Genomic DNA, 20,995 nt, shown 5'->3' with positions numbered 1-20,995 from the left:
GCTGTCGTGCCCCGGGCCCCTGCTGTGTGGAGAACACCGTACGCCTCACCCGTGGGGGCGGACCTCCGGGTTGTCGTACCGGCACGCGAGAATATGGGCTGATGCGTACGGAGGGGGAGATCGCCACGAACACCGACCCGACCGGGCCCTGGTCCCTGGTCGTCCCGCTGAAACCGCTCGCACGGGCGAAGAGCAGGCTCGGCCGGGCGGTGGGCGGGGAGCTGCGTCCACGCCTCGCCCTGGCGTTCGCGCGGGACACCGTGTCGGCCGCGCTGTCCTGCCGCGCGGTGGGTGATGTGGTGGTCGTCACGGACGACCCGGTGGCCGGGGCGGCGCTCGCCGCCCTCGGCGCCCGCACGGTGGCCGACACCCCGGCGGCCGGGCTCAACGCGGCACTGGAGCACGGCGCGCGATGGGTGCGCGGGCGGCGCGGGGACGCGGCCGTGGCCGTGCTCAACGCGGATCTTCCCGCGCTGCGCCCCGACGAATTGGCGCGGGTGCTCGAATTCTCCGCCGAATTCCCCCGCGCATTTGTCGCCGACGCCCAGGGAATCGGCACCACATTTCTTTCCGCTGCCTCAGGGGTGGAATTGCGTCCGGCGTTCGGCGGGGCGTCGCGTGCGCGCCATCTGGCCTCGGGGGCGGTGGAGGTCGCGCTGCCGCGTCTCGACTCGGTCCGCAGGGACGTGGACACCGGGGACGACCTGGAGGCCGCGCTGGCGCTGGGAGTGGGTCGGTTCACCGCCGGGCTGGCGTCCCCGGTGGTGCCCGTGGCGGACGGATAGGCTGCCGCTCATGCAGGCGACCTCGTTCACGTACGACTCCGAGACCCGCACCGGCAGTGTGCTTCTCGACGACGGCACCCCGGTGGACTTCGACGCGTCCGCGTTCGACGCGGGAGGGCTGCTGCTCCTGCGCCCGGGCCAGCGGGTGAGGATCGAGACCGAGGGTGAGGGCGCGTCGACGCGCATCACCCTGGTGACGCTGCAGACGCTCTGAGCGGCCCCCGGACAGCCCGCGGGCCGGGCTCCCCGAGGGGAGCCCGGCCCGGCGCGTATGAGGAACGAGCGGTGCCCGGTCTCACTTCTTGCGTGCGGTGACCTTCTTGGCTGTGGTCTTGCGTGCCGTGGTCTTCTTCGCGGGCGCCTTCTTCGCCGTGGCCTTCTTGGCGGGCGCCGTCTTGGCCGCGGCGGTCTTCTTCGTCGCCGTCGCCTTCTTGGCGGGGGTCGCCTTCGTCGCCGCGGGCGCGGTCTTCTTGGCCGTCGAGGTGGTCTTCTTGGCGGTGGTCTTCGCCGGTGCCGTCTTCTTCGCGGCCGCCGTGGTCTTGCGCGCCGTGGCCTTCTTGGCGGTGGCCTTCTTCGCTGCCGCCTTGGCCGTGGTGCGGGTGGAAGAACCGCCCGAGAGGCTGCCCTTGGGTGCCTTCTTCACGGCCACGTCGTTCTTGGGGAGCTTCTTGGAGCCGCTCACCAGGTCCTTGAAGCCCTGCCCCGCGCGGAAGCGGGGCACGGAGGTCTTCTTGACCCGTACGCGCTCGCCCGTCTGCGGGTTGCGGGCGTACCGGGCGGGGCGGTCGACCTTCTCGAACGAGCCGAAGCCGGTGACCGAGACACGGTCCCCCGCGACGACCGCTCGGACGATCGCGTCGAGTACCACGTCGACCGCGTCTGCGGCCTGCTGGCGGCCGCCGACCTTGTCGGCAATCGCTTCTACGAGCTGCGCCTTGTTCACGTCTTCCCCTTCGGAGACATTGCCGGAACGAAACTGTTCAGGCTTTTTCGCACGTTAGGCAGATATATACCGCAAATCAAACACGAAACGGGCTAATCACCCTAGTGCCGCAACGAAGTCGACCGCTGCGCCGTCCACAGAGTCAGTCACCTTCGGGGAATCGGCCCTCATCGAGGTCCTTCATCAACCGGTCCAGACGCTTTGCCGCGCCTGGGAGATCGTGCTTAGCCGCGGCCGTGACGACCAGCAGCTTCCGGGACAGCGCCATCCGTACGCCCTCCGGGACTTGCAGTGCGCGCACCTTTGCGTGCGCTTCTTTCAATCGGTCGGCGACTCGGCCATAGAGCTCGAGTTGGCTGTCGCGTTCCATGCACCGATTGTGCCATCTGGGGCGAGTTGTCGCCCGAGGGGGTCTCAACAAGCGACTGCGCCCCCTGCCTTCCGGCAGGGGGCGCAGTCCGGGAAAAGCGCTGCTCAGGCGTCAATCGTGCGCGGCTTGTGGGACGGCCTGGCCGCCTCGTAAGTCGCAATGTCCGCTTCGTTCTGAAGGGTGAGGCTGATGTCGTCGAGCCCGTTCAGCAGTCGCCAGCGGGCGTTCTCGTCGAGCTCGAAGTCGGCCGTGATCCCGTCGGCGAGGACCTGGCGCTTCTCCAGGTCGACGGTGACCTCCGCGGTCGGGTCGGCCTCCGTCAGCTCCCAGAGCCTGTCGACGACGTCCTGGCCGAGGACGACGGTCAACAGACCGTTCTTCAGGGAGTTGCCACGGAAGATGTCGGCGAAGCGGGAGGAGATGACGGCCTTGAAGCCGTAGTTCTGCAGGGCCCAGACCGCGTGCTCACGCGAGGAGCCCGTACCGAAGTCGGGACCGGCCACCAGGACGGAGGCACCCTCGCGCTCGGGGCGGTTGAGGACGAAGTCCTCGTCCTTGCGCCAGGCCTCGAAGAGCCCGTCCTCGAAGCCGTCGCGGGTGACCTTCTTCAGCCAGTGCGCGGGGATGATCTGGTCGGTGTCGACGTTGCTGCGGCGCAGCGGGACGGCCCGGCCGGTGTGTGCGGTGAATGCTTCCATGGCTCTCAGACTCCGGCGGGCGTACGGGCGTCGGACAGATCGGCGGGCGAGGCCAGATGGCCCAGCACGGCGGTGGCGGCGGCGACCTGCGGGGACACCAGGTGCGTGCGGCCGCCCTTGCCCTGCCTGCCCTCGAAGTTCCGGTTCGAGGTGGAGGCGGAGCGCTCACCGGGGGCCAGCTGGTCGGGGTTCATGCCGAGGCACATCGAGCAGCCCGCGTGCCGCCATTCGGCGCCGGCGGCGGTGAAGACCTTGTCCAGACCCTCCTCGACGGCCTGGAGGGCGACCCGGACGGAGCCGGGCACGACCAGCATCCGTACGCCGTCGGCGACTTTGCGCCCGTCGAGGATCGAGGCGGCGTTGCGCAGGTCCTCGATGCGCCCGTTGGTGCAGGAGCCTACGAAGACCGTGTCGACGCTGATCTCGCGCAGCGGCTGGCCGGCGGTCAACCCCATGTACTCCAGGGCCTTTTCGGCCGCGTGGCGCTCCGAGGCGTCTTCGTACGAAGCGGGGTCGGGGACGTCGGCCGACAGGGGCGCGCCCTGGCCGGGGTTGGTGCCCCAGGTGACGAACGGCGCGAGCGCGGTGCCGTCGATGACGACCTCGGCGTCGAAGACGGCGTCGTCGTCGGTGCGCAGCGTCTTCCAGTACTCCACCGCGGTGTCCCACTCCGCACCCCGGGGCGCGTGGTCGCGGCCCCGCAGGTAGTCGAAGGTGGTCTCGTCGGGGGCGATCATGCCCGCGCGGGCGCCGGCCTCGATCGACATGTTGCAGATGGTCATCCGGGCTTCCATCGAGAGCTTCTCGATGGCGGGGCCGCGGTATTCGAGGATGTAGCCCTGGCCGCCGCCGGTGCCGATCCGGGCGATGATGGCCAGGATGAGGTCCTTGGCCGTGACGCTGTCGGGGAGTTCGCCCTCGACGGTGATCGCCATGGTCTTCGGGCGGGCCAGCGGAAGCGTCTGGGTGGCCAGGACGTGCTCGACCTGGCTGGTGCCGATGCCGAAGGCCAGCGCCCCGAAGGCTCCGTGGGTGGAGGTGTGCGAGTCGCCGCAGACCACGGTGGTGCCGGGCTGGGTCAGGCCGAGCTGCGGGCCGACCACGTGCACGACGCCCTGCTCGACGTCACCCAGCGGGTGCAGCCGGACACCGAAGTCCGCGCAGTTCTTGCGCAGGGTCTCCAGCTGGGCGCGGGAGACCGGGTCGGCGATCGGCTTGTCGATGTCGAGGGTCGGGGTGTTGTGGTCCTCGGTGGCGATGGTGAGGTCGAGACGCCGCACCGGCCGGCCGGCCTGGCGCAGACCGTCGAAGGCCTGCGGGCTGGTCACCTCGTGCAGCAGGTGCAGATCGATGAAGAGGAGGTCGGGCTCGCCATCGGCGCGCCGGACGACGTGGTCGTCCCAGACCTTCTCCGCGAGTGTCCTACCCATCGCTTTCCCTCCGGCCGGCGTCTTCACCGGCCCAACTAGAGATTCGGGTGCCGCCGTCCGGACCCCCGAGCGGGGCGGTGGCTGCGGGCCGTTGTAAGGCCGCTCGTACAGGTTCGCAACTTCCGGAGAAAATTGAACTTGCGTTTCACAGAGTGAGACGGGAGTATCGTCGTATGGACAACTCTAGCGGCGTCGGCGTTCTCGACAAGGCAGCTCTGGTATTGAGCGCCCTGGAGTCCGGTCCGGCCACCCTCGCCGGGCTGGTCGCGGCGACAGGGCTCGCACGGCCCACGGCACACCGACTGGCCGTGGCACTCGAACACCACCGCATGGTGGCGAGGGACATGCAGGGCCGTTTCATTCTCGGCCCCCGGCTGGCGGAGCTCGCGGCCGCGGCCGGCGAGGACCGCCTCCTGGCGACGGCCGGACCCGTACTCACACACCTGCGTGACATCACCGGCGAGAGCGCACAGCTCTACCGCAGGCAGGGCGACATGCGCATCTGCGTGGCGGCGGCGGAGCGGCTGTCCGGACTGCGGGACACCGTGCCGGTCGGCTCCACCCTCACCATGAAGGCGGGTTCCTCCGCGCAGATCCTGATGGCCTGGGAGGAGCCGGAGCGCCTGCACCGGGGCCTGCAGGGGGCCCGCTTCACGGCGACCGCCCTGTCGGGCGTACGGCGACGGGGCTGGGCCCAGTCGATCGGCGAGCGTGAGCCGGGCGTGGCGTCGGTCTCGGCCCCGGTCCGCGGGCCGTCGAACCGGGTGGTCGCCGCGGTGTCCGTCTCCGGCCCCATCGAGCGCCTCACCCGCCACCCGGGCCGGATGCACGCGCAGGCCATCATCGACTCGGCCGCGCGACTGAGCGAGGCCCTGCGTCGCACGGGCTGAGCCCTGCGGCGGCCCTCCCGCCGGCCCGCCACCTCCTCACCCTCCCTCCCCTGAGGCCGCCCCAGCGCCGTGGCGGCCCCCTTCTCCAGGCCTCCGCTCCCGGACCCTCCGGTGCCCACTCCCCCGGACCACGTCCCGGACCACGGTGAACTCTCCCCCGCGCAGCGCCCACCGGGCGCCCCACCGGCCACCCTCGTACACCTCCGCCGGCCCCGCGGGCGTGACGTGATGCACGCAACAGGCCTGCTCCGCCCGGGTGTCGGCCGTACGGCAGCGGACCCGCCCGAGCAACTCCCCACGGGGGCCGAGCGGGTGGCGGCGGACGCGGGGCGCCTCCGGCTCCGGGGAGCGCACGCGAAAGGCCCCCCACCGAGGTGGAGGGCCTTTCCGTACTGCCGTGTTGTACCCCCGACCGGATTCGAACCGGCGCTACTGCCGTGAGAGGGCAGCGTGCTAGGCCGCTACACAACGGGGGCGTGGTTACTGCTGACTTGCGCTGGGCTACCAGGACTCGAACCTAGAATGACGGTACCAGAAACCGTAGTGTTGCCAATTACACCATAGCCCATGGTGTGACAAGTACCCCCGACCGGATTCGAACCGGCGCTACTGCCGTGAGAGGGCAGCGTGCTAGGCCGCTACACAACGGGGGCCCTAGCGATCCTGCATCAAGAACGTGGGTGCGACCCAGATGTTCTCGCGGGAAGGATCTGTACCCCCGACCGGATTCGAACCGGCGCTACTGCCGTGAGAGGGCAGCGTGCTAGGCCGCTACACAACGGGGGCTTGTTACTTCGGTCTTGCGCTGGGCTACCAGGACTCGAACCTAGAATGACGGTACCAGAAACCGTAGTGTTGCCAATTACACCATAGCCCACTGAAACGCAACCCCTGGGGGCTTTGTTTCTGTCTGCGCTTCCCGGCCGGATCTTTCGGCCCGCTCGGGCGGCGCAGGAAGAACATTACCTGAAGGTGTCCGGCGCTCCAAAACGGGTATGGCCGGCCAGCAACCCGGGAAGCTCATCCAGTCCCGTGATCCGCATGAGCTCCGGGCGCCCGCCCCGCCCTTCGCGGTCCAGCCAGATGCCCGTCAGCCCGGCGGCCACCGCGCCGCCCGCGTCGATGTCGGGTTCGTTCCCCACGTAGGCCACCTCGCGCGGATGCAGCTCCAGCACCTCACAGGCGGCGTGGAACGCTCCCGCGTCCGGCTTGGAGACGCCGAGCTCGACCGCGCAGACCACGGCCTCGAAGCGGTCCCGCACCCCGAGGGCGCGCAGCTTGCGGTCCTGGTTGTGGATGCTGGAGTTCGACAGGACGGCGTGGCGGTACCCGTCCGCCAGCCGGTCCAGGACGGGCAGGGTGTCGGGGAAGAGCGCCCAGGCGGCCTCGTAGTGGGTGGCGTGCCGGCCGAACCACTCGTCGGCGTCGGCGTCGCTCAGCCACCGTCCGAGGAAGGCCCGTACGCGCTCACGCCGCTGTCCCTGGAAGTCGGTCTCACCCTCGGCGAAGCGCGCCCACTGCACGTCCGTGACGGCCTTCCACACGTCGAGGGCGTGCTCGAGGGAGGTGTACGCGGCGGGCAGCCCCTCGGCCTCCAGATGCTTGCGCATGCCGACGCGATCGGCCCCGGAGTAGTCGAAGATCGTGTCGTCGATGTCCCAGAGGACCGCTCGGATCGGCATGCCGGCCAGGTTACCGGCGCGTCCGCCACATGCCGACGGGGTGGCCGCACCGGTTTCGGGCGGCCACCCCGTCGTGGGGAGCTGAAGCTACGCGGCGAGCTTCGCCAGCGCCGCGTCGATGCGGGCGATCGTCTTCTCGCGGCCCAGGATCTCCAGGGACTCGAAGAGCGGCAGACCGACCGTGCGGCCGGTGACCGCGACGCGGACAGGGGCCTGCGCCTTGCCGAGCTTCAGGCCGTGCTTCTCACCGGCGGTGAGGACGGCCGTCTTGAGCGCCTCGGCGTTCCACTCGGCGGCGAGCAGCTCGGCGCGGGCGGTGACGAGAAGCGCGTCGGAGCCCTCCTTCATGGCCTTCGCCCAGGACGCCTCGTCCTCGACGGGCTCGTCCAGGAAGAGGAAGTCGACGTTGGCGGTGATGTCCGAGAGCACCGTCACACGGGTCTGGGCGTGGGGGGCGATCTCCGCGAACTGCTCCGCGTCGAAGGCCTCGGGCGGCCACGGGGCGAAGGGGGCCTTCAGCCAGGGGCCGCAGGCCTCGGTGAAGGTCTTCACGTCGAGCATGCGCAGGTGCTCGGCGTTGATGTGCTCGGCCTTCTTCAGGTCGAAGCGCGCCGGGTTGGCGTTGACGTCGGCGATGTCGAACGCGGCCACCAGCTCGTCGCGGCCGAAGATGTCGCGGTCCTCGGCGATCGACCAACCGAGCAGCGAGAGGTAGTTGATCAGCCCCTCGGGCAGGAAGCCGCGCTCCCGGTAGAGGTTGAGCGAGGCCTGCGGGTCGCGCTTGGACAGCTTCTTGTTGCCCTCCCCCATCACGTACGGGAGGTGGCCGAAGGCGGGGGTGTCCTTGGCGACGCCCAGCTCGATCAGCGCCCGGTAGAGAGCGATCTGGCGCGGGGTGGAGGAGAGCAGGTCCTCGCCGCGCAGGACGTGGGTGATCTCCATCAGCGCGTCGTCGACCGGGTTGACGAGCGTGTAGAGAGGAGCGCCGTTGGCACGGACGATCCCGTAGTCCGGGACGTTCTCCGGCTGGACGGTGATGTCACCGCGGACCAGGTCGGTGAAGGTGATCGCCTCGTCGGGCATCCGGAAGCGGACGATCGAGGTACGGCCCTCGGCCTCGTACGCCGCCTTCCGCTCGTCGCTCAGGTCGCGGCAGTGGCCGTCGTAGCCCGACGGCCTGCCGGCCGCGCGGGCGGCGTCACGGCGGGTGTCGAGCTCCTCCGTGGTGCAGTAGCAGTGGTACGCGTGCCCGGCGGCCAGGAGCTTCCCCGCGACGTCCTTGTAGAGGTCCATCCGCTGCGACTGGCGGTACGGGGCGTGCGGGCCGCCGGTCTCGGGGCCCTCGTCCCAGTCGAGTCCGAGCCAGCGCATCGATTCGAGCAGCTGCGTGTAGGACTCCTCGGAGTCGCGGGCCGCGTCGGTGTCCTCGATACGGAAGACCAGGGTGCCCTGGTGGTGCCGGGCGAAGGCCCAGTTGAAGAGGGCTGTCCGGACCAGGCCCACGTGGGGGTTGCCGGTGGGGGAGGGACAGAAACGTACGCGGACTGGTGCGTTAACCACGCTTGATCACCTTGTTGGTGAGAGTGCCGATGCCTTCGATGGTGACGGCGACCTCGTCGCCGACGTGCAGGGGGCCCACCCCTGCGGGGGTTCCCGTGAGGATCACGTCGCCCGGGAGCAGCGTCATCGCTTCCGTGATGTGGACGATCAGGTCCTCGACGGAGCGGACCATGTCGCTCGTCCGGCCGAGCTGGCGCTGCTGACCGTTGACCGTGGCCTGGATGGCCAGGTCGCCGGGGTCGACGTCGGTCTCCACCCACGGGCCGAGCGGGCAGGAGGTGTCGAAGCCCTTCGCCCGGGCCCACTGGCTCTCGCGGCGCTGGACGTCGCGCGCGGTGACGTCGTTGGCGCAGGTGTAGCCGAAGACGACGTCCTTGACGCGCTCCCTCGGGACCTCGCGGCACATGCGGCCGATCACCACGGCGAGCTCGGCCTCGTGGTGCAGTTCCTCGGAGAAGGAGGGGTACTCGATGGAGTCGCCCGAGCCGATCACCGAGGTGGTGGGCTTGAAGAAGGCGACGGGCACATCGGGGACCTCGTTGCCCAGTTCGGCGGCGTGTTCCGCGTAGTTGCGGCCGATGGCCACGACCTTGTTGGGGAGCACGGGCGGCAGCAGCCGGACCTTCTTCAGCGGGACCTTGGTCCCGGAGAGCTCGAAGTCGGCGTACGGGATGCCCTTGATGATGTCGAGGACGAGGCTGTCGGGGCTGTCGCCCTCGACCGCGCCGAAGGCGACATTGCCGTCGATGGAGAACCTGGCGATGCGCACGGGATGCTGTCGCCCCTCACTTGCTGGCTGGCTGAAGACTGACGCTCCAGGCTATCGCCTCGGCCTCGTCGGGCGAGGCGCCGGCAAGGGTGAGGGGCCCGCGCCGCGCGCACGAGGGCCCGGCGCTACTTCGCCGTCGCGACCGGGGCCTCCATGAGGATGGTGCGGCGCGGGTTGGCGGTCTGGGTGGGCAGGTCGGCGGCGTGCTCCCGCTGCTCCGGCGTCTGCAGCGCTCCGGCGTCGTCGAGGTGCGCCAGCGTGGTGCGCCGGGGGTTGGCAATGTTGCGGAACGTCATCGTCGTCTTCATCTGCCGTGTGGACCCTTGTCGCCGGGGCGCTGCCCTGAGGTGCGCCGGTTGTCGGATTCGCTATCCCTGTAAAGCGTCAGGCTAAACATCCGATTCCCCGCCATGGCCGGGAGGAGACGGCGATCATCGTGTGAGTTTGCTCACGAACTTGCTGACAAAGGGCTCATTCCGGACAGTTGATCACTGGAGGCAAAGCAGACAATACGTGACTGAATCCGCCATTCCGCTCCCGATCATGGCGACTGGGACACCTGCGCCCCCCAGGAAGCCCATCCATAATCGCCCGGTTTGACCCTGAACACGCTCCACACCTTGTTACGCCCCCATCACACCGTGTCATCCAGGTCACAGCCCGGTACGCGGGCCTTGTTGGAGATCCTCCACTGTGCTGGAATTCCACGCACCGCCGCGGGTTTCAGGCCCAGCGCGCAGGGGCGCAACGCAGCGCCGAGTGGCGGCGGGAGGGGGAAGTACGCCGGTCACTCACGACCACCATGGGGCGCGTCCAGCGCCCCACGACGCCGACACCGTCCCGCCGCGCCACGCGCGGAGGGACGCCTGGTCCAGAGGTTGCGACGCTAGTGCAGGGACGTTTCAAGAGGGATGGCATGGGGTCGCCCCAGCCCCGCCAGGGCCGAGGGGAAACCCCGGCGGAGCAGGAGCCGCGCGGCGGGAACGACCGCGGTTCCTCGCCCCAGCACGCCCAGAATCCCGGTGCGGCCGGCGACGGCGGTGACCGCGCGCAGCGCTCCGGCGCGACGAGCACCGCCGGCGCGGAGGCCGCGACGCCCGCCAAGTCGGCCGGGCCCACGTCCGCCGGTTCACGCCTGGCCCTGCGCAACTGGCGCATCAGCACGCGTCTGGTCTCCCTGCTCGCCCTCCCCGTGGTCGCGGCGACCACCCTGGGCGGACTGCGCATCAACGAGTCCATGAACGACATGGACCAGCTGGAGCACATGCAGCTCCTCACGCAGATGACCAGGAAGGCGACCGCGCTCGCCAACGCCCTCCAGGAGGAGCGCGACAGGTCGGCCGGCCCGCTGTCGAACGGCGTGAAGGCCACCGACTACAAGGTCACCCAGCCCCGGGAGCGCACCGACCGCGCCAAGGCCGCCTTCTTCGAGGCCACGGACGAGATCGGCAACACGCCCGGCGACGCGGCACTGGACAGCATCCACGCGAGTGTCAGCCAGATCGGCACGCAGCTGGGCAACATCACCAGCATCCGCAAGGACGCGTACGCCCCCGACAGCCCGAGCCTCAACACGATCGACCAGTACAGCCAGCTGATCACGTCGCTGCTGAGCCTTTCGCAGGACATGGCCCAGGCCACCAGCAACCCGGAAATGATCAAGCGGACGCGTGCGCTGGCGGCCTTCTCGTCCTCCAAGGAGTACGCCTCCGTGGAGCGGGCGATCATCGCCGCGGCGCTGCCCGACGGCAACAGCGACAAGACGCACCTGAACGACAACGACCAGGCGTTCGGGCGCAACGCGCAGGGCAAGGCGGGCACGACCCTCAAGACGTTCGAGACGACCTACGAGTCCACCGGCAGGAGCTCCGCCGAGCTGCTCGCGCCGCTGGACAACGGGAATCCCGAGATCACCGCCGCCGACATCTACGCGAAGAAGGTCCTCGACAGCCCGCTGGGCATGGAGGGCAGCGGCGGCAAGACCCGCACGTACATGGACTGGTACGACCAGAGCTCCACCAAGATCCAGGCCATGAAGACCATCGAGGCGTCGCTCCTCGGTGAGATGGAGAGCAAGGCGCGCGAGCTGCGTGAGGAGTCGCAGCGCGACGCGATCCTCAACGGCGCGATCATCCTCGTCGTCCTCGGTGTGTCGCTGGTCGGCGCCTTCGTCGTGGCGCGGTCCATGATCCGCTCGCTGCGCCGGCTGCAGGACACCGCGACCCGGGTCGCCCAGGACCGGCTGCCCGAGCTCGTCAAGCAGCTCTCGGAGACGGACCCGCAGGACGTCGACACCTCCGTCGAGTCGGTCGGCATCCACTCCCGTGACGAGATCGGCCAGGTGGCCACGGCCTTCGACGACGTGCACCGCGAGGCGGTCCGTCTGGCCGCCGAGCAGGCGCTGCTGCGGGGCAACGTCAACGCGATGTTCACCAACCTCTCGCGCCGCAGCCAGGGCCTCATCCAGCGCCAGCTCTCGCTCATCTCCGAGCTGGAGTCGCGCGAGGCCGACCCCGACCAGCTGTCCTCCCTCTTCAAGCTCGACCACCTCGCGACCCGTATGCGCCGTAACGGCGAGAACCTCCTCGTCCTCGCCGGTGAGGAGCCGGGACGGCGCTGGACCCGGCCCGTGCCGCTGGTCGACGTGCTCCGTGCCGCCGCCTCCGAGGTGGAGCAGTACGAGCGCATCGAACTGGCCGCCGTGCCGGCCACCGAGGTCGCCGGCCGCGTCGTCAACGACCTCGTGCACCTCCTCGCCGAGCTGCTGGAGAACGCCACGTCGTTCTCCTCGCCGCAGACGAAGGTCCGCGTCACCGGTCACGCGCTGCCCGACGGCCGGGTGCTCGTCGAGATCCACGACACCGGTATCGGCCTCTCCCCCGAGGACCTGGCCGCGATCAACGAGCGGCTCGCCTCGCCGCCCACCGTGGACGTCTCGGTGTCCCGCCGGATGGGTCTGTTCGTGGTCGGCCGGCTGTCGCTGCGTCACGGCATCCGCATCCAGCTGCGGCCGTCCGACTCCGGCGGTACGACCGCGCTCGTCATGCTGCCCATGGAGGTCGCGCACGGCGGCAAGCAGCCTCCGAAGCCGGGCCAGCAGGGCAAGGGCCAGCAGGGTGGCGCCCCGGGCGGGCTCCTCGCCGGCGGTGGCGCTCCCGCGGGTGGCCAGCGGCCCGGACTCGGCGGCTCCGCGCCGGCTCCCGCCAAGGGACTCGGTTCGACCGCCCCGCGGGGTCAGGTCGGCGCGGGCTCGGGTCCCCGGGCCGCGCTGCCCGCACGCGACGGCGGACCGCGTCAGCCCCAGCAGGGCAACGGCCCGCAGGGTCCCGGCCTGCCCGGTCAGGGCCGGCCCGAGGGTCCGCGTCAGGGCGGCGGCCTCGCCGGTGCGTTCGCCGGCGGTGCCCGCCCCGGGGCACGCCCCCCGCAGGACCCCCCGGCCGGTACGGACTCCGGCCGGCCCAACCTCTTCGGCCACTCCGGCCAGCAGAGCGGCCCACCCGCGCGGCAGGCTCCGCAGCAGGCCCGGCCCGGCCAGGGCGAGGACGGCGGCCGCCAGCAGTCCGGCGGTCCCGGCCGCCAGCTGCCGCCCTCCGGCGGACCGCGGGCCGAGCTGCCCGGCGGCAGCCTTCAGCCGCAGCGTCCGCAGGGCACGAGCTGGGGAGTCGAGGAACAGGGCGGCCCCCGGCGCATGCAGCCGGACTCGCCGCGCGGTCACGAGGAGCACGACGCCGGCCGGTTCGCCCGGCCGGGCACCTCCGGCCCGGACCGGGCCTTCAGCCCGCCGGACCAGCGTCCGCCGGCGAACGACCTGCAGGGCCCCGGCGCCACCGCGGAGTTCGCCCGTCCGGACTTCTCGGCGCCGCAGGCGCCCCAGGCGGTGGACCCGGCGAGCACCGCGCAGTTCGCCCGCCCGGACTTCAACGCCCCGATGCCCCAGGACCAGGGCTTCGGCACCCCGTCCCCGCAGCGCCCACAGGCGCCCGCACCGCACCGGCAGGACAACGCCGACTACGGCGCGCCGCGTCCGCAGGCCCCCACCGCGGGCGAACCGCCGCGCCGCCCGGCCCTGCCGCAGCAGCCCGAGGGACTGCCGCCGGCCGGACCCGGTGACGGGCGTACGCCGCTGTACGACACGCTGGAGACGAACTGGTTCCACGGACCGCAGCAGGGTGGGCAGCAGCCGCCCGCCGCGGAGCCGCAGGCGCCGGCCGCCGCCCAGCCCGTCGGCACCCCGCCGCCCATGCCGCGCCGTGGCGCGGCCGACACCGGCGCCACGAGTTCATGGCGCGCTTCGCCCAACGACGAACTCGTGCGTCAGGCGGAGCGGGTCAAGAAGCCCGCCGCGGGCGGGATCACCACTTCCGGGCTGCCCCGCCGCGTCCCACGTGCCAATTTGGTGCCGGGCACTGCTCAGCAGCAGAATCATCAGTCCGGACCTCAGGTTTCGCGTGCGCCCGATGACGTACGCGGCCGTCTGACCAATCTCCGCCGGGGCATCCAGCAGGGACGACAGGCCAACACAGGCTCGTCTACCGGCAGTTTCCAACTCGGCCCCACTCACCAGCAGGAGCGTTAGTTGAGCCCCATGAGTCAGGCCGCGCAGAATCTGAACTGGCTGATCACCAACTTCGTGGACAACACCCCAGGGGTGTCCCACACGGTGGTGGTCTCCGCGGATGGCCTGCTGCTGGCGATGTCCGAAGGTTTCCCGCGCGACCGCGCCGATCAGCTGGCGGCCGTCGCCTCCGGACTGACGTCGCTGACGGCGGGTGCCTCCCGGATCTTCGAAGGCGGCGCCGTGAGCCAGACGGTCGTGGAGATGGAGAGAGGTTTCCTCTTCCTCATGTCCATCTCGGACGGGTCCTCGCTCGCCGTCCTTGCCCATCCGGACGCGGACATCGGTCTGGTCGGGTACGAGATGGCACTCCTCGTGGACCGTGCGGGGACCGTCCTCACCCCTGACCTCCGTGCCGAACTACAAGGCAGTCTGCTCCACTGAGCGGCCATGCGGCAGACAGCTGACACGATCCCCCCAGGTAGTACTCAAAACCCTCACCCGTCCGGCCGACACAGCCCCCCACCGGCCACCTTCAGACGGCAAGCCGACACCCTGCTGTCACGCCCGGAGGATTTATGACCCCGCCACCCGCCTCACCTGATCCGTACGGCGCACTGCACCACGCGTCGTACGACGGTGAAGGCGACCAGCCGCTGGTCCGTCCGTACGCCATGACCGGCGGCCGGACCCGGCCGCGCTACCAGCTCGCGATAGAGGCGCTGGTCAGCACCACAGCGGACCCCGCCCACCTCGGGACGCTGCTCCCCGAGCACCAGCGGATCTGCCACCTGTGCCGCGAGGTCAAGTCGGTGGCCGAGGTCTCGGCCCTGCTGTCCATGCCCCTCGGTGTGGCGCGGATCCTCGTGGCGGACCTGGCGGAAGCCGGCATGGTGGCCATCCACCAGCCGGGCAACGGAGAGGCCGGCGGCGCGCCGGATGTGACACTGCTCGAAAGGGTGCTCAGTGGACTTCGCAAGCTCTAGCGGCGGTACGGCCCGCTCCACCACCTCGGCGAAGATCGTGGTGGCAGGGGGCTTCGGCGTGGGTAAGACCACGTTTGTCGGTGCCGTCTCGGAGATCAATCCGCTGCGCACCGAAGCCGTGATGACGTCCGCGTCCGCGGGCATCGACGACCTGACCCACACCGGGGACAAGACCACGACCACCGTGGCCATGGACTTCGGACGCATCACCCTGGACCAGGACCTGATCCTCTACCTGTTCGGCACCCCCGGACAGGACCGCTTCTGGTTCATGTGGGACGACCTGGTCCGCGGCGCCATCGGCGCCGTCGTCCTCGTCGACACCCGCCGCCTCGCCGACTGCTTCCCCGCCGTCGACTACTTCGAGAACAGCGGCCTGCCCTTCGTCATCGCCCTCAACGGCTTCGACGGACACCAGCCCTACACCCCCGACGAAGTACGCGAGGCCCTCCAGATCGGCCCCGACGCTCCGATCATCACGACGGACGCCCGGCATCGCGCGGACGCCAAGAGCGGCCTGATCACGCTGGTCGAGCACGCCCTGATGGCCCGGCTGAAGTAGCCGTAAGTCGGTAGTGATCTACGGAAGTTGCTGTAGTCACCCGGGGGCGGGCTGTGTCCTTTGACACGCTCCGCCCCCGGGTTCATAACATTTCGACAGAGAATCGGGGTCCCGTCGATACCCGACGCGCACGACCGGTACCGCTGCGCTCATACGAGCCTCGCCTTTTGACGGGGCTCGCTCTTTATGCCCGATTTATCTGCGGGCGCCCATAGCCGGAATCACACATTCCGACTGTTTGGAACGCGACCGGTCCGCGTGCTGCAATGCCTCGAACTACCCAGTAGTACGGCCCCTGAACGATAATCCGGCACAACGTAGGTGCCGACGCCGAGAGGTTGTTGGTCGAGTGAGGCGAAGCAACGAGGGCTCCGCGGCGCAGCCGGAGCGGGGCAACTTCACGCCGCCGCCGCGCGCTGCTGTGTCCCCGCCTGCGGACACGTCGTCCGAGGCGGAACCGGCTGGTGGCAGCACCAGTCGGCTGTCACCGCGCAACTGGCGGGTGCCCACCCGGCTGAACGCGATTCTCCTGATCCCGGCGCTGGTCGGTCTGGTCATGGGCGGCTTCCAGGTGAAGGGGTCGGTCGACACCTGGAACGAGGCTCAGGACGCCGAGAAGACGGCTCTGGTCGTCCGTGCGGCCGCCGAGTACGGGCAGGCGCTGCTCAACGAGCGTGACCTCACCGCTCAGCCCCTGCTCTCCAACAAGCGCACCGCCGCCGAGGTGGAGCAGGTGCGCGCCACCACGGACAGCGCCGCGCAGAAGTTCGACGCCGCCGTGCAGAACATGCCGGACAAGGCGGGCCTCCACCGCCGTCTGAAGCTGTTCGAGGCGGAGGAGCCGCTGCTCCCCGAGCTCCGCAAGGCCGCCTACGCCGAGGCGATGGACCCGGTGAAGACGGAAGAGGGCTACACCAAGGTCCAGCACTCGCTGATGGAGTTCTCCAACGAGCTCGGCCTGGGTACCGGCAACATCACCAGTTACGGCCGGACCGTGTACGCGATCGAGCTGTCCAAGGCCGCCGCGTCGCTCCAGCGCTCGATCGGCATGCACCTGCTGGTGCGCCCGAGCCAGGAGGCGCGCAAGTTCAACGGTCAGGTGACCGCTTTCAGTTCGTACAACTACCTGGAGCAGATCGCCCTCGGCGAGTTCGTCTCCGGTGGCACCGAGGCCGACGCGGCCCGGCTCAAGGAAGTCATGGCCGCCAAGGCCGCCGAGGGTGCCGAGCAGCTGAAGGCCGCCGAGGCGCGGGCCAAGGCCGCCGGCAAGCCCTTCGTCGCCCCGCCGAGTGTCGAGGGTTCGGTCTTCGACGGCATGGCCCAGCAGATAGGCCAGGGCAAGCAGCCGGACGAACTGAAGGCCAAGGGCATCACCCCCGAGACCTGGATGGCCGCCGCGACGGCCAAGTTCGACGGCTACACGACGGTCGAGAACGAGCTGGTCGACAAGGCCGTGGCCGAGGCCGCGGAGATCTCGACCGACGCGCGCAACGACGCCATCGTCAACGCCGCGATCGTGATCATCTCGCTGCTCGCCGCGTTCATCATCGCCGGTCTCATGGCCCGCCAGATGAGCCGCTCCATGCGCCAGCTGCGTACGGCCGCCTTCGGTATCGCCGAGCAGCGGCTCCCGATGCTGGTCGACCAGCTGTCGCGGACCGAGCCGGGCCGGGTGGACACCCGGGTGCAGCCGATCCCGATCAACAGCCAGGACGAGATCGGCGAGGTCGCCCGCGCCTTCGACCAGGTGCACCGCGAGGCCGTCCGGCTCGCCGCCGAACAGGCCATGCTGCGGGGCAACGTCAACGCGATCTTCACCAACCTCTCGCGGCGCAACCAGTCGCTCATCGAGGGCCAGCTGACCCTCATCACCGACCTGGAGAACAACGAGGCCGACCCGGACCAGCTGGAGAGCCTCTTCAAGCTGGACCACCTGGCCACCCGTATGCGCCGTAACGGCGAGAACCTCCTCGTCCTCGCGGGCGAGGAGCCCGGCCGGCGCTGGAACCAGCCGGTGCCGCTGGTCGACGTACTGCGGGCCGCCTCCTCCGAGGTGGAGTCCTACGAGCGCATCGAGCTCACCGGCGTGCCGGAGAGCGAGATCCACGGCCAGGCCGTGACCGACCTCGTGCACCTGCTGGCCGAGCTGCTGGAGAACGCCACCACCTTCTCCTCGCCTCAGACCAAGGTCCGGGTCACCGCCACCCGGCTGCCCGACGGCCGCGTCATGGTCGAGATCCACGACAAGGGCATCGGCCTCACCGCCGAGGACTTCGCGGACATCAACCACAAGCTGGCCAACCCCCCGACCGTCGACGCGGCGGTGTCCCAGCGGATGGGCCTGTTCGTGGTCGGCCGGCTGGCCGACCGGCACGGCATCCGCGTACAGCTGCGCCCCTCGGGCGAGCAGGCGGGGACCACGTCGCTGGTCATGCTGCCGGACGCCATCACCCACGGTGGCGGCGGCGAGTCGGCCCCGGAGGGCGACTTCACCGTCTCCTCGATCATGCCCGAGCAGCAGCGCCCGCAGGCCTTCGAAGCGGCGCCTCAGCACTCCCCGATGCGTACGGCGGCGGAGCTCGGGTTCGACGACTCGCGCTACGAGGCGCCTGCCGCCGACACCCCGCAGCTGGACCCGGTCAACCGATCGCTGATGCGTGAGGAGCGCCGGGCCGCGCTGGAGGCGCAGACGGGCGGCGAGCGTCCGCAGTACCAGAACGCCGCGGGACAGCCGGACTACGCGCAGGAGCAGTTCGCTCAGGAGCAGTACGGCCAGGAGCAGTACGGCCAGGGACAGTACGCCCAGGAGCAGTACGCTCCCGAGCAGCAGTACCCCCAGCAGCAGGACTTCGCGCAGCCCGGTCACGAGGGCGGCTACGACCCGTACGCTGCTGGCGGCAACGGCTACCAGGACCCGCAGCAGAACGGCTATGCGGAAGGCGCGTACCCCGCTCAGGACGGTCGTCAGGAGCAGTACGCCGATCAGTTCGCCGCGCAGGACGACAGCTCCCACCAAGGGGGCTGGGCGGATCAGGGTGCGTACCAGGGCACCTTCGAGCCGCAGACGCAGCCGGAAACGGAATCCGTCCCGAGCGCTCCCGCCGAGCCTCAGGAGCACGTAGGCTTCGACCGCCCGGGGCCCACCCCCAATCCCGGTCACGACCTGACCGAGGCGGGCCTCCCGCGCCGGGGGGCCGGCCAGCAGCACTGGCAGCCCACCGGCCGAGGAAACGATCAGCCTGCCGCGCCGGAGCAGCGCCAACGGCCTCAGCAGGAACAGGGGCAGGCGGAGCAGGCCGACGGGGAAGGCCCCGACGACTGGCGGTCGGCGAACGACGAGCGCTGGGAGCGGGCCGAGAAGCTCCGGGACCCCAAGGCCGGTGGAATAACCCCTTCCGGACTCCCCCGGCGCGTACCGAAGGCCAATCTGGTCGAGGGCACGGCGGAGCAGACCCAGCAGGGCGGCCCGCAGGTCTCCCGCGCCCCCGAGGACGTACGCGGCAGGTTGAGCAACCTGCGCCGCGGTGTCCTGCGGGGACGTACCGCGGGGTCGGACACAAGTAATACCTACAACCAGGAGCGTTAGTGTGAGCCCGATGAGCCAGGCGGCGCAGAATCTGAACTGGTTGATCACCAACTTCGTGGACAACACCCCCGGGGTGTCGCACACGGTGGTGGTCTCCGCCGACGGACTCCTGCTGGCGATGTCCGAAGGTTTCCCGCGTGACCGCGCCGACCAGCTGGCGGCTGTCGCCTCCGGTCTGACGTCGCTCACCGCGGGCGCCTCCCGGATCTTCGAAGGCGGTGCCGTGAATCAGACCGTTGTGGAGATGGAGCGAGGATTCCTCTTCATCATGTCCATCTCTGACGGGTCCTCACTGGCCGTCCTCGCCCACCCTGACGCCGATATCGGTCTGGTTGGGTACGAAATGGCACTTCTCGTGGACCGTGCGGGAAGTGTCCTTACCCCGGACCTGCGCGCCGAACTCCAGGGAAGTCTTCTTAACTAATAGACAGACAGTGCGTTTCTCGTCACCGCGCCATAAGGTGCGGTGGCGCGGCACCACTGGGATGGCGACCGGCAGTCGGAGGAGGAAACGTGGCAGCACCCACAGGCGGACACCCGTACGAGGGCGGTCAGCGGGTCCCGGGTGAGCAGGGTGACAACCGTTTCGACACCCCCTCCATGCCCGGCAGACAGGGCCCGCAAGACCATTACCAGCCTTATCAGCCCTACCAGCAGCCCCAGCAGGGTTCGCACGGTGGTGACTGGCCGCAGCAGCAGCCCCAGCAGCCCGGTTCCGGGTGGCCGCAGCAGCAGCCCCACTACCAGCAGCCCCCGCACGAGCAGCAGCCGCCTCAGCGGTACGAGGCCCCGTCGCGCATCCAGCCGGTGCAGCGGCAGGCCCCGGCACCGGCGAAGCCCGCGGCGCACAACCCGCTGGTCCGTCCGTACGCCATGACCGGCGGCCGGACCCGGCCGCGCTACCAGCTCGCCATCGAGGCGCTGGTCAGCACCACGGCCGATCCGTCCCGGCTGCAAGGGCAGTTGCCCGAGCACCAGCGGATCTGCCGGCTCTGCATCGAGATCAAGTCGGTGGCCGAGGTGTCGGCCCTTCTCTCGATCCCCCTCGGCGTTGCCCGGATCCTCGTCGCCGACCTGGCCGAGGCCGGACTCGTCGCTATCCATCAGCCCGGCGGCGACGAGGCCGCCGGCGGCCAGCCAGACGTGACACTGCTCGAAAGGGTGCTCAGTGGACTTCGCAAGCTCTAGCGGCGGAGCGGCCCGCTCCACTACCTCGGCGAAGATCGTGGTGGCAGGGGGCTTCGGCGTGGGTAAGACCACGTTTGTCGGTGCCGTCTCGGAGATCAATCCGCTGCGCACCGAAGCCGTGATGACGTCCGCGTCCGCGGGCATCGACGACCTGACCCACACCGGGGACAAGACCACGACCACCGTGGCCATGGACTTCGGACGCATCACCCTGGACCAGGACCTGATCCTCTACCTGTTCGGCACCCCCGGACAGGACCGCTTCTGGTTCATGTGGGACGACCTGGTCCGCGGCGCCATCGGCGCCGTCGTCCTCGTCGACACCCGCCGCCTCGCCGACTGCTTCCCCGCCGTCGACTACTTCGAGAACAGCGGCCTGCCCTTCGTCATCGCCCTCAACGGCTTCGACGGACACCAGCCCTACACCCCCGACGAAGTACGCGAGGCCCTCCAGATCGGCCCCGACACCCCGATCCTCACCACGGACGCCCGGCACCGCGCGGACGCCAAGAGCGCACTGATCACGCTGGTCGAGCACGCCCTGATGGCCCGCCTGCGCTGATCCCGCCGCCGCACGTCGAATGCCCCGCACTCCGTGAAGGAGCGCGGGGCATTCGTCCGTGCGGGCCCGCTGGGGCCCTAAGGGGCCCTTCCCGGGGCCCCGGAACGCGACAGCGGCCGTCGCAGGGCCGGTGAGGCCCTGCGACGGCCGCCGCAGGCGTTCTTGTCAGCCCTGCCAGCTGTGCGGGGCGCGGAAGCCGGGGGTGCGCTCCAGCCGGCGCCATCCGGCGGTGCTACGCCCCCGGTGGGCGGGCGCGTCGGGCTGGGCGGCGGCGCGGGCGAGCAGGACCGCGGTGATCGCGGCGAGCTCCTCGGGGCCGGCCTGGCCCTTCTCGACGCGCAGGACCGAATCGGCGGGAGTGACGCTCATGATGTCTCCGTCTTCTGGGCAGTGGTCGCGAGACGTGAGCGGAGGCCGTGCCTCCGCTGC

The 20,995-nt window shown here is 70.2% G+C and carries 20 protein-coding genes and 5 tRNA genes; 11 read left to right on the top strand and 14 right to left on the bottom strand.

All coding sequences use genetic code 11. From position 1 onward, the window contains the following. The first annotated feature begins 101 nt into the window (after positions 1-101). A complete protein-coding gene (cofC, locus tag ACHFIV_RS06265; RefSeq protein ID WP_398964509.1) occupies positions 102-785 on the top strand; it encodes a 2-phospho-L-lactate guanylyltransferase in 684 nt (227 codons plus the stop codon). A 10-nt stretch (positions 786-795) separates the two neighbouring features. Further along, positions 796-999, top strand: a complete 204-nt coding sequence (locus tag ACHFIV_RS06260; protein ID WP_398964507.1) for a hypothetical protein — start codon at positions 796-798, stop codon at positions 997-999. Between the two features lie 81 nt (positions 1,000-1,080). Here the strand turns inward: ACHFIV_RS06260 and ACHFIV_RS06255 are convergent, their stop codons facing one another. The 4 genes from ACHFIV_RS06255 to leuC all read right to left on the bottom strand — a co-directional run bounded on the left by ACHFIV_RS06255 (position 1,081) and on the right by leuC (position 4,226). Beyond that, positions 1,081-1,728 (bottom strand): HU family DNA-binding protein, encoded by a 648-nt coding sequence (locus ACHFIV_RS06255; protein WP_398964505.1) that lies wholly within the window; start codon positions 1,726-1,728, stop codon positions 1,081-1,083. A gap of 142 nt (positions 1,729-1,870) precedes the next feature. Continuing rightward, a complete protein-coding gene (locus ACHFIV_RS06250) occupies positions 1,871-2,098 on the bottom strand; it encodes an SCO5555 family protein (protein ID WP_398964503.1) in 228 nt (75 codons plus the stop codon). 104 nt (positions 2,099-2,202) lie between these two features. Next, positions 2,203-2,796, bottom strand: coding sequence for a 3-isopropylmalate dehydratase small subunit (gene leuD / locus ACHFIV_RS06245; RefSeq protein WP_398964501.1), 594 nt, complete (start codon positions 2,794-2,796; stop codon positions 2,203-2,205). 5 nt (positions 2,797-2,801) lie between these two features. After that, positions 2,802-4,226: a 3-isopropylmalate dehydratase large subunit gene (gene leuC / locus ACHFIV_RS06240; RefSeq protein ID WP_398964500.1), complete on the bottom strand. Its 1,425-nt coding sequence runs from the start codon at positions 4,224-4,226 to the stop codon at positions 2,802-2,804. 173 nt (positions 4,227-4,399) lie between these two features. On the opposite strand from leuC, the gene ndgR reads away from it, so the two are divergent. Further along, positions 4,400-5,116 carry an IclR family transcriptional regulator NdgR gene (gene ndgR, locus ACHFIV_RS06235; RefSeq protein WP_033303994.1) on the top strand — a complete coding sequence of 239 codons (717 nt, stop codon included), beginning with the start codon at positions 4,400-4,402 and terminating at the stop codon, positions 5,114-5,116. A gap of 403 nt (positions 5,117-5,519) precedes the next feature. Here ndgR and ACHFIV_RS06230 read toward each other — a convergent pair. The 9 genes from ACHFIV_RS06230 to ACHFIV_RS06190 all read right to left on the bottom strand — a co-directional run bounded on the left by ACHFIV_RS06230 (position 5,520) and on the right by ACHFIV_RS06190 (position 9,435). Further along, positions 5,520-5,592 (bottom strand) — tRNA-Glu (locus ACHFIV_RS06230). A gap of 20 nt (positions 5,593-5,612) precedes the next feature. After that, positions 5,613-5,684: transfer RNA gene (locus ACHFIV_RS06225), tRNA-Gln, on the bottom strand. 12 nt (positions 5,685-5,696) lie between these two features. Beyond that, a tRNA-Glu gene (locus ACHFIV_RS06220) sits at positions 5,697-5,769 on the bottom strand. Between the two features lie 60 nt (positions 5,770-5,829). Next, positions 5,830-5,902: transfer RNA gene (locus tag ACHFIV_RS06215), tRNA-Glu, on the bottom strand. 19 nt (positions 5,903-5,921) lie between these two features. Then, positions 5,922-5,993, bottom strand: a tRNA-Gln gene (locus ACHFIV_RS06210). Between the two features lie 85 nt (positions 5,994-6,078). After that, positions 6,079-6,798: an HAD family hydrolase gene (locus ACHFIV_RS06205; protein WP_398964497.1), complete on the bottom strand. Its 720-nt coding sequence runs from the start codon at positions 6,796-6,798 to the stop codon at positions 6,079-6,081. An 87-nt stretch (positions 6,799-6,885) separates the two neighbouring features. Beyond that, positions 6,886-8,358: a glutamate--tRNA ligase gene (gene gltX, locus ACHFIV_RS06200; RefSeq protein ID WP_398964495.1), complete on the bottom strand. Its 1,473-nt coding sequence runs from the start codon at positions 8,356-8,358 to the stop codon at positions 6,886-6,888. Next, positions 8,351-9,127, bottom strand: coding sequence for a fumarylacetoacetate hydrolase family protein (locus tag ACHFIV_RS06195; RefSeq protein ID WP_398964494.1), 777 nt, complete (start codon positions 9,125-9,127; stop codon positions 8,351-8,353). Before ACHFIV_RS06195 ends, gltX begins: the two co-directional genes overlap by 8 nt. A 125-nt stretch (positions 9,128-9,252) precedes the next feature. Then, positions 9,253-9,435, bottom strand: coding sequence for a hypothetical protein (locus ACHFIV_RS06190; RefSeq protein WP_398964492.1), 183 nt, complete (start codon positions 9,433-9,435; stop codon positions 9,253-9,255). Positions 9,436-10,043: 608 nt separating this feature from the next. On the opposite strand from ACHFIV_RS06190, the gene ACHFIV_RS06185 reads away from it, so the two are divergent. The 8 genes from ACHFIV_RS06185 (at position 10,044) to ACHFIV_RS06150 (ending at position 20,566) form a co-directional block, all read left to right on the top strand. Continuing rightward, positions 10,044-13,703 (top strand): sensor histidine kinase, encoded by a 3,660-nt coding sequence (locus ACHFIV_RS06185; RefSeq protein WP_398964490.1) that lies wholly within the window; start codon positions 10,044-10,046, stop codon positions 13,701-13,703. A 9-nt stretch (positions 13,704-13,712) separates the two neighbouring features. Next, the gene (locus ACHFIV_RS06180; RefSeq protein WP_006127850.1) at positions 13,713-14,126 is read left to right on the top strand and encodes a roadblock/LC7 domain-containing protein; all 414 of its coding nucleotides are present in this window, start codon (positions 13,713-13,715) and stop codon (positions 14,124-14,126) included. 134 nt (positions 14,127-14,260) lie between these two features. Then, a complete protein-coding gene (locus tag ACHFIV_RS06175) occupies positions 14,261-14,668 on the top strand; it encodes a DUF742 domain-containing protein (protein WP_003966010.1) in 408 nt (135 codons plus the stop codon). Next, entirely contained in the window at positions 14,649-15,230 is a 582-nt protein-coding gene (locus tag ACHFIV_RS06170) for a GTP-binding protein (protein WP_014153856.1), read from the top strand. The genes ACHFIV_RS06175 and ACHFIV_RS06170 overlap by 20 nt, the downstream gene beginning before the upstream one ends. A 349-nt stretch (positions 15,231-15,579) precedes the next feature. Beyond that, on the top strand, positions 15,580-18,816 hold the full coding sequence (locus tag ACHFIV_RS06165) for a nitrate- and nitrite sensing domain-containing protein (protein WP_398964488.1): 3,237 nt from the start codon (positions 15,580-15,582) through the stop codon (positions 18,814-18,816). 10 nt (positions 18,817-18,826) lie between these two features. After that, positions 18,827-19,240 carry a roadblock/LC7 domain-containing protein gene (locus ACHFIV_RS06160; protein ID WP_006127847.1) on the top strand — a complete coding sequence of 138 codons (414 nt, stop codon included), beginning with the start codon at positions 18,827-18,829 and terminating at the stop codon, positions 19,238-19,240. An 89-nt stretch (positions 19,241-19,329) separates the two neighbouring features. Then, the gene (locus tag ACHFIV_RS06155) at positions 19,330-20,004 is read left to right on the top strand and encodes a DUF742 domain-containing protein (RefSeq protein WP_398964486.1); all 675 of its coding nucleotides are present in this window, start codon (positions 19,330-19,332) and stop codon (positions 20,002-20,004) included. After that, positions 19,985-20,566 (top strand): GTP-binding protein, encoded by a 582-nt coding sequence (locus tag ACHFIV_RS06150; protein ID WP_014048542.1) that lies wholly within the window; start codon positions 19,985-19,987, stop codon positions 20,564-20,566. The genes ACHFIV_RS06155 and ACHFIV_RS06150 overlap by 20 nt, the downstream gene beginning before the upstream one ends. A gap of 165 nt (positions 20,567-20,731) precedes the next feature. Here the strand turns inward: ACHFIV_RS06150 and ACHFIV_RS06145 are convergent, their stop codons facing one another. Then, entirely contained in the window at positions 20,732-20,935 is a 204-nt protein-coding gene (locus ACHFIV_RS06145) for an acyl-CoA carboxylase subunit epsilon (RefSeq protein WP_014153860.1), read from the bottom strand. Positions 20,936-20,995: the final 60 nt, after the last annotated feature.

Source organism: Streptomyces sp. ALB3 (assembly GCF_044385685.1).
Taxonomy (GTDB): Bacteria; Actinomycetota; Actinomycetes; order Streptomycetales; family Streptomycetaceae; genus Streptomyces.
This window is presented reverse-complemented; position numbering and strand designations above follow the sequence as displayed.